We start from the raw sequence: 14,521 nt of genomic DNA, 5'->3' as shown, positions 1-14,521 counted from the left end.
ACGATAGCGCGGGGTCAGAAGCCCAGCTTGCCCATCTGCTTGGGATCGCGCTGCCAGTCCTTGGCCACCTTGACGCGGAGGTCGAGGTAGATGCGGGTACCGAGCAGCTTCTCGATCTGACCGCGAGCCGCGGTGCCCACGTCGCGCAGTCGAGCCCCACCCTTGCCGATGACGATCGCCTTCTGCGACTGACGTTCGACGTAGAGAAATGGCGTGCACGTCCAGCATCGTGTCCGACCCCTCGCGGGGCCCGACCTCCTCGATGACCACGGCGAGGGAGTGCGGGAGCTCGTCGTGCACTCCCTCGAGCGCTGCCTCCCGGATCAACTCGGCCATGAGGGTCTCCTCCGGCTCGTCCGTCAGCTCACCGTCGGGGTAGAACGCGGGCCCGGGCGGCAGCACCTTCGCGAAGACGTCGACGACGACCTCCACCTGCTCGCCGGACGCGGCGGACACGGGGACCACCTCGCAGTCGGGACCGAGCAGGTTCGAGACGGCGATCAGTTGCTCCATGACGCGCTGCTTGGAGACCTTGTCGATCTTGGTCACCAGACCGACCAGCGCTGTCCTGCCCGCGTTGTGGCGGACCTGCTCCAGGATCCAGCGATCGCCGGGGCCGATCTTCTCGTCCGCCGGGATGCAGAGACCGATGGCGTCGACCTCCGAGTAGGTGTCGCGCACCAGGTCGTTCAGACGCTGCCCGAGCAGGGTCCTCGGCCGGTGCAGGCCCGGGGTGTCCACGAGGATCAGCTGCGCGTGGTCCCGGTGCACGATGCCCCGAATGGTGTGGCGTGTGGTCTGGGGCCGGGAGGACGTGATGGCGATCTTGGCTCCCACCAGGGCATTCGTCAGAGTGGACTTGCCGGTGTTGGGCCGTCCGACGAAGCACACGAACCCGGAGTGGAAATCGTCAGTCTCGGTCATGGTCGATCTCGTCTCTCTCGTCCGACGACTCGGAGTCCTCGTCGTCGGAGTCCGGTTCGGGAAGCTTCTCGGCGGTCACGGTGCTCACGCGCACTCGTCCGCGCGCATCGGAGCCGCCCTCGGCCACCAGGATCAACCCGTGTGCCTCGACACGGGCGCCCGGCAGCGGGACGCGCCCGATCTCGTAGGACAGCAGGCCGCCGACGGTGTCCACCTCGTCGTTGTCGATCTCGATGTCGAACAGTTCGCCGAGATCCTCGAGAGGAAGCCGGGACGACACCCGGAAGCGGCCGTCCTCGAGTTCCTCGATCGGGGCCACCTCGTCGGTGTCGTACTCGTCCGCGATCTCGCCGACGATCTCCTCGAGCACGTCCTCGATGGTGACGAGGCCGGCGACACCGCCGTACTCGTCCACCAGGACGGCCATGTGCTTGCGGTCCCTCTGCATCTCGGCCAGCAGGCTGTCCAGCGGCTTGGAGTCCGGGACGAACACCGCGGGACGCATGACCTCGTCGACACGCACGCTGCGACCACCATCGGACGACGTGTACGTCTGTTGCACGAGGTCCTTGAGATAGACGACGCCGAGGATGTCGTCGACGTTCTCGCCGATCACCGGGATCCGCGAATGCCCGCTCCGCACGGCGAGGGTGGTCGCCTGTCCGGCGGACTTGTCACGCTCGATCCACACCATCTCGGTGCGCGGCACCATCACCTCGCGTGCGGAGGTGTCGCCGAGCTCGAACACGGACTGGATCATGCGGCGCTCGTCGTCGGCGACCACGCCGCGCTCCTGCGCCATGTCGACCAGTTCCCGCAGTTCGATCTCGGAGGCGAAGGGACCGTTGCGGAAGCCGCGGCCGGGCGTGATCGCATTGCCGACGAGAATGAGCAACCGGCTCACCGGGCCGAGCAGGATGCCGATGGCGCGCAGCGGGTAGGACGACCCCAACGAGATGGAGTACGCGTGCTGGCGGCCGAGTGTGCGGGGCCCCACGCCGATGACGACGTAGTCGACCACCACCATGACGCCGGCGGCGATGGCCAGTGCCTGCGCCGGCGCGAGCAGGTCCAGTAACGCTCCGGCGAGCAGAACCGTGGACCCGATCTCGCACAGGATGCGCAGCAGCACCATCAGATTGACGTACCGCGGACGGTCCTCGAGGATGCGGAGCAGTTCGCTCGCCCCGCCCCGAGATTCCTTCACCATCTCCTCGACGCGTGCTGAGGAGACGGTGTTGACGGCGGAGTCGATGGCGGCGAAGAGGCCACCGAGAGGGACGAGGACAACCGCGAGCACGATCAGTGCCGGAGCGCTGGTCACCGGGTCGACTCACCACCGGCATCGGTCCGGGGATTCGCGAAGCCGGTGCTGCCCAACAATTTCGCGTCTCGCGCAGCCGACAGAGCGTCGCGCTCGGCCTGGCGCAGACTCTCGTACCAGTCCTCGAGGATGCTGTTCTGCAGGCCGAACATCTCCTTCTCCTCGTCCGGCTCCGCGTGGTCGTAGCCGAGGAGGTGCAGCACACCGTGCACTGTGAGGAGTGCGAGTTCGTGCTCGAGCGGGTGCCCGGCCTTCTCGGCCTGGTCCGCCGCGAACGACGGGCACAGCACGATGTCTCCGAGCATCGACGGACCGGGGTCCGGTGAGTCCGGGCGACCGCCCGGCTCGAGCTCGTCCATCGGGAACGACATCACGTCGGTGGGACCTGGCAGGTCCATCCAGCGCATGTGGAGATCGGCCATGGTGGCGGAGTCGACGAGGACCATGGACAGCTCGGCTGCCGGGTGCACGTCCATCTGCGCGATGGCGTAGCGCGCGACCGCGATCAGATCCTCTTCTCCGACGTCCATCCCGGATTCGTTGGAGACCTCGATGCTCATGCGAACACCGTACTAGTGCGCGGCGACGCCCCCGTGCCCGTGCACGCCCACATCAGTGATGCGCGGCGCGGGGACCGCCACTGCGACGCGCAGCGCGGTTGGCGGACTTGGCGTCCGCGGCGTCGAAACGGTCGTAGGCGTCGACGATGTCGGAGACCAGTCGGTGCCGGACCACGTCGCTGCTGTCGAGCTTGGCGAAGTGGATGTCGTCGATGTCCACCAGGATCTCGGTGGCGGCACGCAGTCCCGAACGCGATCCGCCGGGGAGATCCACCTGGGTGATGTCACCGGTGACGACGATCTTCGAGTTGAAGCCGAGGCGGGTCAGGAACATCTTCATCTGCTCGGCCGTGGTGTTCTGCGCCTCGTCGAGGATGATGAACGCGTCGTTCAGCGTGCGGCCACGCATGTAGGCCAGCGGTGCGACCTCGATGATGCCCGCCTGCATGAGCTTCGGGATGGCTTCGACGTCCATCATGTCGTGCAACGCGTCGTGGAGCGGACGCAGGTACGGATCGATCTTGTCGTGCAGTGTGCCGGGGAGGAACCCGAGTCGCTCCCCCGCCTCGACGGCCGGGCGCGTGAGGATGATGCGGCTGACCTGCTTCGCCTGCAGAGCCTGCACCGCCTTGGCCATGGCCAGGTAGGTCTTGCCCGTTCCGGCGGGACCCACGCCGAACACGATGGTGTTGGCGTCGATCGCGTCGACGTAGCGCTTCTGGTTCAGCGTCTTGGGCCGGATGGTCTTGCCGCGTCGGGACAGGATGTCCAGGCTCAGGACCTCGGCGGGAGACTCGCTCACGCCGCGGCTGAGCATCGCGACGGTGCGCCGCACCGCGTCCGGAGTGACCGGTCCGCCGGCGACCACGACGGCGGCGAGCTCGGTGAGCACCCGCTTGCCGACGGCGATGTCGGACGGTGCCCCCTCGAACGTGACGACGTTGCCGCGTACGTGGATCTCGGCGGAGAGCACCTGCTCGAGCGCCCGGAGGTTACCGTCGGCGGACCCGAGCAGAGGGAACATCACGGCGGGGTCGAGTTCGATGGACTCGGTCACACGCGCCTCGGTCAGAACCGGGCGTGAGGACTGCCGCTTCTGCGCGCGGGACGCACGAGTGGTGTCCTGCGCATCGTCACCTCTGGTGCCGACGAAAGGGATGTTGTCACTCACGTGGTGGCTATGGCCTTCTCTCGGGTTTCGATACTCGGTTCGCCGCGACGGGAACCTCTCACCACTTTAACGTCTCCCCCGAGAAGCGCATTCCAGTATGTCGCGCGCAACCCTCGTAGCTGCCCCTTCCCGCACACGGGCCGGGCGGCGCCAGGTGCTCCGGTTGCAACAACCTGCTCCGGTCGCGACAGGAGCGGGTTGCGGAAACCGGAGCACGTGCACCGGCGGCCCGCGCCGCAGATCAAGCAGGGGGCGCGCCGTCCCAGCGATCGGTCAGGACGCCGAGCGCGCCCAACGCCACGGCCGCCGCGGTCGATGTCCGCAGGACGGTCGGCCCCAGGAGCGCGGGCGTCGCGCCGGCACCGACGAGCATGTCGATCTCCGTGTCGTCGAGCCCGCCCTCGGGTCCGACGACGAGCACCACCTCGGGTGCGCCGCGGAACGGGAGGTCCGCGAAGGCCCCGGGGGCAGCCTCGTGCAGCGCGACCACGATGCCCCCACGTGCGACGACGTCCTCGACCAGGCTGCGCACCATCCGGGTGTCGTGCAGGTCGGCGACGTCGGGAACGAAGGCACGCCGCGCCTGCTTGGCGGCCGCGGTGGCAGCGTTCCGCCACTTCGCGACACCTTTGACGGCCTTCGGGCCGTCCCATCGCGACACGCAGCGCAGCGACTGCCACGGCACGATCGCGTCCGCTCCCGCCTCGGTCGCCGTCTCGACGGCCAGTTCCGAGCGCTCCGACTTCGGGAGGGCCTGGATCACGGTCACCGTGGGCCGGGGCGGCTCCGCGGTGGTGACGGAGAGCACCGTGAACGAGAGCCGGGCCTTCTCGACGCCGGTGACCTCGACGGCCGCGAGCGAGCCGCGGCCGTCCGACAGCACCAGCCGCTCACCGACGGTCGTCCGGCGCACCGTGGCCGCGTGCCGACCTTCGGCCCCGTCCAACGCGCCCGACTCCCCCGGAGACGGCAGCGGATCGAGGAAGTAGACGGTCGCCGCCACCAGTGGTCCCCCGCCCGATCAGCGACTGAAGGCGTCGCGCAGACGGGAGAACAGTCCCCCGGTGTGCTGCGATGCAGTGGTGACCACCTCGGCGTTGTCGCGTTCGCGGTGAGTACGCAGTTGCTGCAGCAACTTGGTCTCCGTGGAGTCCAGGCGGGCCGGGACGACCACCTCGAGGTGCGCGTGCAGATCGCCGCGGACACCGCTGCGCAGCTTGGGCATGCCGTGACCGCGCAGGACCTGCACCGAGCCGGGCTGCGTGCCGGGGTCGACGGTGATCGTCGTGGGACCGTCGAGAATCGCGTCGACGCTGACGGACGTGCCCAGGGCGGCGTCCGCCATCGGCACGCGGATGGTGCAGTGCAGATCGTCGCCGTCGCGGACGAACACGTCGTGCGACTTCTCGACCACCTCGGCGTACACGTCACCGGCGGGACCGCCGCCGGGGCCGACCTCGCCCTGCGCCGCGAGGCGGATGCGCATCCCGCTGCCGACACCGGCCGGCACCTTCACGGCCAGCTCGCGGCGGGCACGCACGCGCCCGTCGCCGCCACACTTGCGGCAGGGATCGGGGATCGTCTCGCCCGCGCCGCGGCAGGTGGGGCACGGACGCGCCGTCATGACCTGTCCGAGGAACGACCGCTGGACCGACTGGACCTCGCCGGCACCGTTGCACGTCTCACAGCGGACCGGCGTCGAGTCGCCGTTGGTCCCGGAACCGGTGCACACGTCGCACAGCACGGCCGTCTCGACGGCGATGTGCTTGGTGACGCCGGTGGCGCACTCCTCCAGCGTCAGCGTGGTGCGCAGCAGCGAGTCCGAGCCGGGCTGGACGCGACCGCGGGGTCCGCGGGTGCCGCCGCCGTTGCCGCCGAAGAACGCCTCGAACACGTCGCCCAGTCCGCCGCCGAAGCCGGCACCGCCGAAGCCGCCTGCTCCGCCTCCGCCGCCACTCTCGAGCGGATCGCCACCGAGATCGACGATGCGTCGCTTCTCGGGATCGGACAGCACCTCGTACGCGGAGCTGATGTCCTTGAAGCGGGCCTGGGCCGACTCGTCGGGGTTGACGTCGGGGTGGAACTCACGCGCGAGTTTGCGATACGCGCGCTTGATCTCCTGGTCCGACGCCTTGTTGTCGACGCCCAGAGTTCCGTAATAGTCGCGTGCCACGTGTGTACTCATATCCTCTTGGTGGAAGGTGGGTCGGGAAAAGTTCGGGTGGGGCAGGTGAGTGCACCGGCCGTCATCGTTCGGCCAGCACCTCTCCGATGTATCGAGCAACAGCCGCGACCGACGCGATCGTTCCCGGGTAGTCCATGCGAGTGGGGCCGAGCACACCCATACCGCCCAGCACGTTGCCCGCCGAGCCGTAGCCGGTGGAGACCACCGAGGTGCCCCGCATCTCCGGGGCCATGGTCTCCTCGCCGATCCGGACGGTCACTCGACCGGTGTCCTGGGTCGCCGCGATGAGCTTGAGCACCACGACCTGTTCCTCCAGCGCCTCGAGCACGGAGCGCAACGACCCCGGGAACCCACTGAGCGCGGCGAAGTCGGCGGCGTTGCGCGTCAGGTTGGCGGTCCCCCCGAGCACGAGCCGCTCCTCCGGGTGTTCGACGAGCGTCTCGACCAGCACGGTCGACGAGCGCACCACGGCGTCGCGCAGATCCTCGGGCGCCGTCTCGGCGAGTTCGGCCACCGCGGCCGACGCCAGGGCGAGACGCTTGCCCTCCAGCGCGCCGCCGAGCAGCGACCGCAGACGCGAGAGGTCCTCGTCGTCGATGACGTCGCCGAGCTCGACGATGCGCTGATCGACGCGGCCGGAGTCGGTGATCAGCACCAGCAACAGTCGCGCCGGCGTCAGGGCCACCACCTCGAGATGGCGGACCGACGACGCGGACAGCGTCGGGTACTGCACGACGGCGACCTGACGGGTCAGCTGGGCGAGCAGGCGAACACCGCGCCGCAGCACGTCGTCCAGGTCGACGCCGGTGTCGAGGAACTGCAGGATCGCCCGTCGCTCCGCCGCGGAGAGCGGCTTGACGTCGGCGATGCGGTCGACGAACTGCCGGTAGCCCTTGTCTGTGGGGATACGACCCGAGCTGGTGTGCGGCTGCGTGATGTAGCCCTCGGCCTCCAGCACGGCCATGTCGTTGCGCACGGTAGCGCTGGACACTCCCAGATTGTGTCGATCGACCAGTGCTTTCGATCCGATGGGCTCCTGCGTCGCGACATAGTCGGCGACCAGGGCACGCAGGACCTCGAAACGTCGATCCTCCGTACTCGACATCGCAACCCTCCTACGCTCGGGACCGGTGGCTGTGCGGGACCAGCCGATTCTAGTCGGCGACGCGCGGGTGCCCCATTCCGCTCGCCCGAGTCACTACTGTGACCGGTGTGATCTTCAAGGGAGTGCGCGACGGCAAGCCGTATCCGGAGCACGGTCTGTCGCTCCGCGACTGGTCCAAGATTCCGCCACGTCAGTTGCGCCTCGACGAGATCGTGACCACCACGAAGGTGCTCGAACTCGACCGTCTGCTGTCCGAGGACAGCACGTTCTACGGGGACCTGTTTCCCCATGCCGTGCATTACCACGGCGTCGTGTACCTCGAGGACGGCCTGCACCGGGCGGTGCGGGCTGCGCTGCGAAACCGTGTCGTCCTGCACGCGCGGGTGTTCGATTACGACGCGATCGGGGCCTGAAGTCGGTAGATTGTCTGCATGGACCCGTTCACAGGCTGGCAGACCTTCTTCACAGACCTCTTCGCAGGCAGAGTCGATCTGATCGAACTGGTGACCTCGGCATTCGCCTACTTCTCCTGAGCGGCACTCACTCGAGAATGTCGCGCACGACCCCGTCGGCGAGCAACCGCCCACGGTCGGTGAGAATGTACCGATTGTCGTGACGGACGAGCAGCCCGTCGGAGGCGATCGAGTCCGCACGGGCCACCTCGTCCGCTGACAGGTCACCCGCGGCCATTCCCGCCCGCAGCCGCGCGGTCAACATGACACGTTCCATGTGTTGCTCGTCGCTCGTGAGGGATTCGCTGTCCGCGATCGGCAGCGCCCCGTTCGCCAGCGTCTCCGCGTATCGCGCCGGATGCTTGACGTTCCAGAACCGCGTCCCGTTCACATGGCTGTGTGCGCCGGGACCGATGCCCCACCAGTCACCGCCGTCCCAGTACCCCAAGTTGTGCCGGCACTCCGCACCGTCGCCCCGCGCCCAGTTGGACACCTCGTACCACCCGAAGCCGGCCGCGCCGAGACGCGCGTCGATCCGCTCGTAGCGCGACGCCAGCACATCGTCGTCCGGAGCCGGGAGCTCGCCCCGGCGCACCCGTCTCGCCAGGGCCGTCCCGTCCTCGACGATGAGCGCGTACGCGGACACGTGGTCGACACCGGCGTCGAGCACCGCCGTCAACGACGCGTCGAGGTCGTCGTCACTCTCTCCCGGCGTTCCGTAGATGAGGTCGAGGTTCACGTGGTCGAACCCGGCCGCCGCCGCTTCCCGTGCCGCGTCCCCGGCGCGTCCCGGGGTGTGGGTGCGGTCGAGGATCGCGAGCACGTGCGGTGCCGCCGACTGCATGCCCAACGACACGCGTGTGTAGCCGGCCGCGCGGATTCCGTCGAAGAAGGCCGGCGACGTCGACTCGGGATTCGACTCCGTCGTCACCTCGGCATCGGCCGAGAACGTGAAGGACGAGCGCGCGGCACCGAGAAGATCGGCGAGGCCGTCGGCGCCGAGCAGCGACGGCGTTCCGCCGCCCACGAACACGGTGTCGACGCTGGGCACGCTGCCCGACTCCCGCGCGAACGTCGCCGCGGCGAGATCGAGCTCGCGGCGCACTCCGTCGAGCCAGGACTGCGGTGACGCCGACGTTCCGAGCTCCCCGGCGGTGTAGGTGTTGAAGTCGCAGTAACCGCAGCGCGTCGCGCAGAACGGCACATGGAGGTAGAGGCCGAACGGCGCGGCCGGACGATCGACGAACGACTCGGGTGCGAGCACACCGACAGCGGGAGGAGCGAGTGGAACGGGGATCACCGGACCAGTGTCCTCCTCCCTCCTCGTCGACGCCCTGGTCGGGGGAGGCACCCGCGTCGTGGCAGAATGGGGCTCATGACAGTCGTGGAGATCATGCTCGTGGCTCGGCGCCACGTCGATCTCGCACGCGTCTGCAGCTGTCTGAGGCCGCTCGTCTGACCCTCCCGCCAGCCCGCACACCCCCCGGCCGGTCAGGGACGAGGTGTGCGGACCAGCCCTCCGAGACACCCCTTCCTGTTCGGCGCCCGACCTTGGAGCGCCCATGACGAACACCCCCGACACCGCTGCGCCGCGCGCACGGTCGACCCGTCCCGCCAAGCGGAGGTCCGAGGGCCAGTGGGCACTCGGCTACCGGGAACCGCTCAACGCGAACGAACAGAGCAAGAAGGACGACAACCCACTCAACGTCCGCGCGCGGATCGAGAACATCTACTCCAAGCAGGGTTTCGACAGCATCGACAAGGCCGATCTGCGCGGACGCTTCCGCTGGTGGGGGCTCTACACCCAGCGCGAGCAGGGCTACGACGGCACCTTCACGGGCGACGAGAACATCGACCTGCTCGAAGCGAAGTACTTCATGATGCGCATCCGCTGCGATGCCGGCGCACTCAGCGCGTTGCAGTTGCGCACTCTGGGTGAGATCTCGCAGGAGTTCGGCCGCGACACCGCCGATCTGTCCGACCGGGAGAACGTGCAGTACCACTGGATCGAGGTGGAGAACGTCCCCGAGATCTGGCGGCGCATCGAGTCTGTCGGTCTGAAGACCACCGAGGCGTGCGGCGACTGCCCGCGCGTCGTGCTGGGTTCCCCGCTCGCCGGCGAGTCGCTCGACGAGGTCCTCGATCCCACGCCCGCCATCGACGAGATCGTCGAGCGCTACATCGGCCGGCCGGAGTACTCGAACCTCCCCCGCAAGTTCAAGACCGCGATATCCGGCCAGCAGGACGTGGTCCACGAGGTCAACGACATCGCCTTCATCGGGGTGAACCATCCCGAGCACGGTCCCGGCCTCGACGTCTGGGTCGGCGGCGGTCTGTCCACCAATCCCATGCTCGCGCAGCGGCTCGGGGTCTGGGTGCCGCTGCACGAGGTCGCCGACGTGTGGGAAGGCGTCGTCTCGATCTTCCGTGACTACGGGTACCGGCGTCTGCGCAACAAGGCGCGGCTGAAGTTCCTGGTCAAGGACTGGGGCGTGGAGAAGTTCCGGGAAGTGCTCGAGACCGAGTACCTGAAGCGGCCGCTGCTCGACGGCCCCGCCCCCGAGAAGCCGACCCGGCCCGTCGACCACGTCGGGGTCCAGAAGCTGAAGAACGGCCTCAACGCCGTCGGACTCGCCCCCATCGCTGGCCGTGTCTCCGGCACCATCCTGACGAAGGTCGCCGACGCGGCCGCGCGGGCAGGGTCGGATCGAATCCGCTTCACCCCGTACCAGAAGCTCATCGTCCTGGACATCTCCGACGAGAAGCTCGAGGACTTCATCGCCGAGATGGACGCGCTGGGTCTGCCGGCGCGGCCGTCCATCTGGCGCAAGAACCTGATGGCGTGCAGCGGCATCGAGTTCTGCAAGCTGTCCTTCGCCGAGACCCGCAAGCGTTCGCAGGTGCTCGTCCCCGAACTCGAGCAGCGGCTGGCCGACGTCAACGCGCAGCTCGACGTCCCCATCACCGTGAACATCAACGGCTGCCCCAACTCGTGCGCTCGTTCGCAGGTCGCCGACATCGGGTTCAAGGGCCAGCTGGTGGACGACGGTGACGGCGGACAGGTGGAGGGCTTCCAGGTCCATCTCGGTGGAAGCCTCGGCTTCGACAGTGCCTTCGGCCGGAAGTTGCGCCAGCACAAGGTCACCAGCGCCGAGCTGGGCGACTACATCGACCGGGTCGTCCGCAACTTCGTGAAGCAGCGCGACGAGGGCGAGCGGTTCGCGCAGTGGGCCGTACGCGCCGACGACGCGGATCTGCAGTGAGCGAGCACGGGAATCGCGTGTCCCGCCCTCGCGTTGTCTCCTGGACCGTCCGCCCGCGAAAGGTTGTCTCATGAGCGTCGCCACCCATCGCCACCTGACCGAGTCCGAGCTCCGCGCCATCGCCGAGCGGGGTGCGCGGGAGATGGACGGCGCCTCGGCGGACGAGCTCATGCGCTGGACCGAGGACACCTTCGGCGACGACTACATCGTCGCGTCGAACATGCAGGACAGCGCGCTGGTCCATCTGGCCGCGCAGGTGCATCCGGGTGTCGACGTGCTCTTCCTGGAGACCGGCTACCACTTCGCCGAGACCATCGGTACTCGTGACGCCGTCGAGTCGGTCTACGGGGTCAACGTCATCGACGCGAAGACCACCGTGTCGGTGGCCGAGCAGGACAGGCTCGAGGGCAAGGATCTCTTCGCCCGCGATCCCGCACGCTGCTGCGCACTGCGCAAGGTCGTGCCGCTGAAGCGTGAGCTGGCGAACTACAGCGCCTGGGTCACCGGCATCCGCCGCGTCGAGGCGCCCACACGCGCCAACTCGCCGCTGATCTCCTTCGACGAGGCGTTCGGCCTGGTGAAGATCAACCCGATCGCGGCGTGGTCCGACGACGAGATGCAGTCCTACATCGACGAGCACGGCATCCTCGTGAACCCCCTCGTCGACGAGGGCTACCCGTCGATCGGGTGCGCACCGTGCACGGCCAAGCCCGCTCCCGGAGCGGACCCGCGCAGCGGTCGCTGGGCCGGCAGCACCAAGACCGAGTGCGGACTGCACTCGACCGAGGAAGGAACCCGATGACAGCCGCCACGAGCGTGGACGTCACCCACGTCGACGAGCTCCGGGCACTCGAGGCCGAGTCCGTCCACATCATCCGCGAGGTGGTGGCCGAGCTCGAACGACCCGTACTGCTGTTCTCGGCGGGCAAGGACTCCATCGTCCTGCTGCGCCTGGCGGAGAAGGCGTTCCGCCCCTCCCCCGTTCCCTTCCCGGTGATGCACGTCGACACCGGACACAACTTCCCCGAGGTCATCGAGTTCCGCGACCGACGACTCGAGGAGGGCGGCCATCGCCTCGTCGTCGCGTCCGTCCAGGAGTCGATCGACTCCGGTCGCGTCCGCGAGGTCGGCGGGTCCTCCGGCTCGCGCAACCGTCTCCAGACCCGGACGTTGCTGGACGCGTTGGAGGAGAACAAGTTCGACGCCGCGTTCGGTGGTGCGCGGCGCGACGAGGAGCGTGCGCGCGCCAAGGAGCGTGTGCTGAGCTTCCGCGACGAGTTCGGCCAGTGGGATCCGCGGGCCCAACGCCCCGAGCCGTGGTCGCTGTACAACGGCCGCATCAAGCGCGGTGAGCAGGTCCGCGTGTTCCCGCTGAGCAACTGGACCGAGCTGGACATCTGGCGGTACATCGAGCTCGAGCAGCTCGAACTGCCGTCCATCTACTTCGCCCACGAGCGCGAGGTGTTCGAGCGCGACGGCATCCTGCTCGCCACCTCGGAGTTCACCTCCCCGACCGAGCACGAGACCGCTGCCGTCGAGATGGTGCGCTACCGCACGGTGGGCGACCTCACCATCACCGGCGCCGTGCGCTCGCACGCCACCGACATCGCCGGGGTGATCACGGAGATCTCCGCGGCCACCGTGTCCGAGCGCGGCGAGACCCGCGCCGACGACCGCACGTCCACAGCCGCGATGGAAGATCGCAAGCGCGAGGGGTACTTCTGATGACCATCACCAATCCGCTTCCGGTGTCGGACGTTCCGGTGTCCCCGGCTCCCACCGCCCCGCGTCAGCTGCTGCGCATCGCCACAGCCGGCTCCGTCGACGACGGCAAGTCCACCCTCATCGGGCGGCTGCTGCACGACACGGACAGTCTTCCGCTCGATCACCTCGACGCCGTGACCGACGAGGAGGGCGTGGCCGACCTCGCCGCCCTGTCGGACGGTCTGCGTGCCGAGCGCGAGCAGGGCATCACCATCGATGTCGCCTACCGCTTCTTCTCCACGCCGAGTCGCAGCTACGTCCTCGCAGACACCCCGGGACACGAGCGCTACACGCGCAACATGTTCACGGGAGCCTCCAACGCGAACGTCGCCATCCTGCTCGTGGACGCCCGCGCCGGCGTGTTGCGGCAGACGCGTCGTCACGCCCGGATCGCGACGCTCGTGGGTGTCGACCGCCTGGTGGCGACCGTCAACAAGATGGATCTCATCGACTTCGACGAGTCCCGCTTCCGTGACGTCGAGCGCGAGCTCGCCGACCTCGGTGCCCGCCTCGGCACGGAGATCCTGGTCATCCCGATCGCGGCGAAGCTGGGCGACAACGTCGTTCGGCCGTCCTCGACCATGCCCTGGTACACGGGCCCCACTCTGCTCGATCACCTCGAGAGCATCGACCTGGTCGCTCCCGCACCGGTCGCCACGGAGCTGCGGTTGCCCGTGCAGTGGGTCTCTCGCCCCACCGACGGCGAACGCCGTCGGTACACCGGCCGGCTGTCCGCCGGCACCGTGCAGATCGGCGACTCGATCGTCGCGCTGCCGTCCGGATCGCGCAGTGTGGTCACGGCGCTCGACACGCTGGACGACGCCCGCGACGTCGCCGTGGCTCCGCTCAGCGTCTCCGTCGAACTGGCCGACGACATCGACGTGGCCCGCGGCGACGTCCTGGTCAGTGGCGAGCCCGACGCCCACCTGCCCACGCTCGCACGGGAATTCGATGCCACCGTGTGCTGGCTGGCGGAGGCACCTCTCGGTGTCGGCGACCGACTGGCGATCAAGCACACCACCACCACGGTGCGCGCGACGGTGCAGCGCATCCACTCGCGACTCGATCCGGAGACGCTCGACGAGCATCCCGGCTCGGAGAACCTGTCGCTCAACGACATCGCGCGGGTGACGCTGCGGACCAGTGCGGTGATCGTGACCGACGACTACGCGGACAACCGCGACTCCGGTGCGTTCATCCTGCTGGACGAGCACACGAACGACACCGTGGCCGCGGGCATCATCGAGGGGTCCCGCGCGGTGCTCGACCGCTCGGACACCCCGTCCTGGGTTCCGTCGTCGATCACCCGCGACGAGCGTGTCCGCCGTACCGGTCAGCACGGTGCGACGATCTGGCTCACCGGCCACCCGTCCTCGCACAAGGCCGCGGTCGCCGTCGCGCTCGAGGACGCACTGACCGCCTCCGGTCGCACCGCCTACATCGTCGGCGGTGACAACGTCCGCGGAGTCCTCGACATCGACGCCGCAGCCGGAACCCGCGCCGCGACGGTGCAACTCGCCCGGTTGGCCCGGTTGTTCGCCGATGCCGGAGTGTTCGCGATCGTGCCCATCTCGTCGTCGGACGGCGAGGATCTCGCTGCCGCGCGAGTCGAGATCGCTGCGGCCGGGATCCCGGTCACCGATCATCACGTCGATGCCGACGACACCGCGACGCCGGCCGAGGTCGCGGCAGCCGTGCTGCGCGCATCGAACGCGTAAGGAAGAGACGCCCCCGCGTCGAGACGACGTCAGGAACCGCCGACGACGGCAGTGG

General features: G+C 68.7%; 12 protein-coding genes and 1 pseudogene. 5 read left to right on the top strand and 8 right to left on the bottom strand.

Annotated features, from left to right (window positions below):
* Positions 1–14: 14 nt before the first annotated feature.
* The 7 genes and pseudogenes from era to hrcA all read right to left on the bottom strand — a co-directional run bounded on the left by era (position 15) and on the right by hrcA (position 7,269).
* Positions 15–924 (bottom strand): annotated as a pseudogene (era, locus tag QE397_RS05875) (GTPase Era).
* Complete coding sequence (locus QE397_RS05870; RefSeq protein ID WP_307092295.1) at positions 911–2,248, bottom strand: hemolysin family protein; 1,338 nt, start codon at positions 2,246–2,248, stop codon at positions 911–913. The pseudogene era and the gene QE397_RS05870 overlap by 14 nt, the downstream one beginning before the upstream one ends.
* Positions 2,245–2,808, bottom strand: a complete 564-nt coding sequence (gene ybeY / locus QE397_RS05865) for an rRNA maturation RNase YbeY (protein ID WP_027505720.1) — start codon at positions 2,806–2,808, stop codon at positions 2,245–2,247. The genes QE397_RS05870 and ybeY overlap by 4 nt, the downstream gene beginning before the upstream one ends.
* Positions 2,809–2,860: 52 nt before the next feature.
* Positions 2,861–3,880, bottom strand: coding sequence for a PhoH family protein (locus tag QE397_RS05860; RefSeq protein ID WP_056446329.1), 1,020 nt, complete (start codon positions 3,878–3,880; stop codon positions 2,861–2,863).
* Positions 3,881–4,220: 340 nt separating this feature from the next.
* Positions 4,221–4,982 (bottom strand): 16S rRNA (uracil(1498)-N(3))-methyltransferase, encoded by a 762-nt coding sequence (locus tag QE397_RS05855; RefSeq protein WP_307092292.1) that lies wholly within the window; start codon positions 4,980–4,982, stop codon positions 4,221–4,223.
* Between the two features lie 18 nt (positions 4,983–5,000).
* Positions 5,001–6,152, bottom strand: a complete 1,152-nt coding sequence (gene dnaJ, locus QE397_RS05850; RefSeq protein WP_027505717.1) for a molecular chaperone DnaJ — start codon at positions 6,150–6,152, stop codon at positions 5,001–5,003.
* A gap of 73 nt (positions 6,153–6,225) precedes the next feature.
* Entirely contained in the window at positions 6,226–7,269 is a 1,044-nt protein-coding gene (gene hrcA / locus QE397_RS05845; RefSeq protein WP_027505716.1) for a heat-inducible transcriptional repressor HrcA, read from the bottom strand.
* Positions 7,270–7,376: 107 nt separating this feature from the next.
* Between hrcA and QE397_RS05840 the strand changes: the two genes are divergently transcribed.
* Positions 7,377–7,682, top strand: coding sequence for a type II toxin-antitoxin system VapB family antitoxin (locus QE397_RS05840; RefSeq protein ID WP_027505715.1), 306 nt, complete (start codon positions 7,377–7,379; stop codon positions 7,680–7,682).
* Positions 7,683–7,809: 127 nt separating this feature from the next.
* Here the strand turns inward: QE397_RS05840 and hemW are convergent, their stop codons facing one another.
* The gene (hemW, locus tag QE397_RS05835; protein WP_307097377.1) at positions 7,810–8,985 is read right to left on the bottom strand and encodes a radical SAM family heme chaperone HemW; all 1,176 of its coding nucleotides are present in this window, start codon (positions 8,983–8,985) and stop codon (positions 7,810–7,812) included.
* A 298-nt stretch (positions 8,986–9,283) separates the two neighbouring features.
* Between hemW and QE397_RS05830 the strand changes: the two genes are divergently transcribed.
* The 4 genes from QE397_RS05830 to QE397_RS05815 all read left to right on the top strand — a co-directional run bounded on the left by QE397_RS05830 (position 9,284) and on the right by QE397_RS05815 (position 14,466).
* Positions 9,284–10,984, top strand: a complete 1,701-nt coding sequence (locus QE397_RS05830; RefSeq protein WP_056445789.1) for a nitrite/sulfite reductase — start codon at positions 9,284–9,286, stop codon at positions 10,982–10,984.
* A 70-nt stretch (positions 10,985–11,054) separates the two neighbouring features.
* Positions 11,055–11,786 (top strand): phosphoadenylyl-sulfate reductase, encoded by a 732-nt coding sequence (locus QE397_RS05825; protein WP_307092288.1) that lies wholly within the window; start codon positions 11,055–11,057, stop codon positions 11,784–11,786.
* The gene (cysD, locus tag QE397_RS05820; RefSeq protein WP_222630395.1) at positions 11,783–12,709 is read left to right on the top strand and encodes a sulfate adenylyltransferase subunit CysD; all 927 of its coding nucleotides are present in this window, start codon (positions 11,783–11,785) and stop codon (positions 12,707–12,709) included. The genes QE397_RS05825 and cysD overlap by 4 nt, the downstream gene beginning before the upstream one ends.
* On the top strand, positions 12,709–14,466 hold the full coding sequence (locus tag QE397_RS05815) for a GTP-binding protein (protein ID WP_307092285.1): 1,758 nt from the start codon (positions 12,709–12,711) through the stop codon (positions 14,464–14,466). Before cysD ends, QE397_RS05815 begins: the two co-directional genes overlap by 1 nt.
* The last annotated feature ends 55 nt before the right edge of the window (positions 14,467–14,521 follow it).

Origin of the sequence: Rhodococcus sp. SORGH_AS_0301 (assembly GCF_030818285.1) — a bacterium.
GTDB lineage: Bacteria > Actinomycetota > Actinomycetes > Mycobacteriales > Mycobacteriaceae > Rhodococcoides.
Note: the sequence above shows the minus strand (reverse complement) of the source record. Positions and strands in the feature narration are given on the sequence as shown.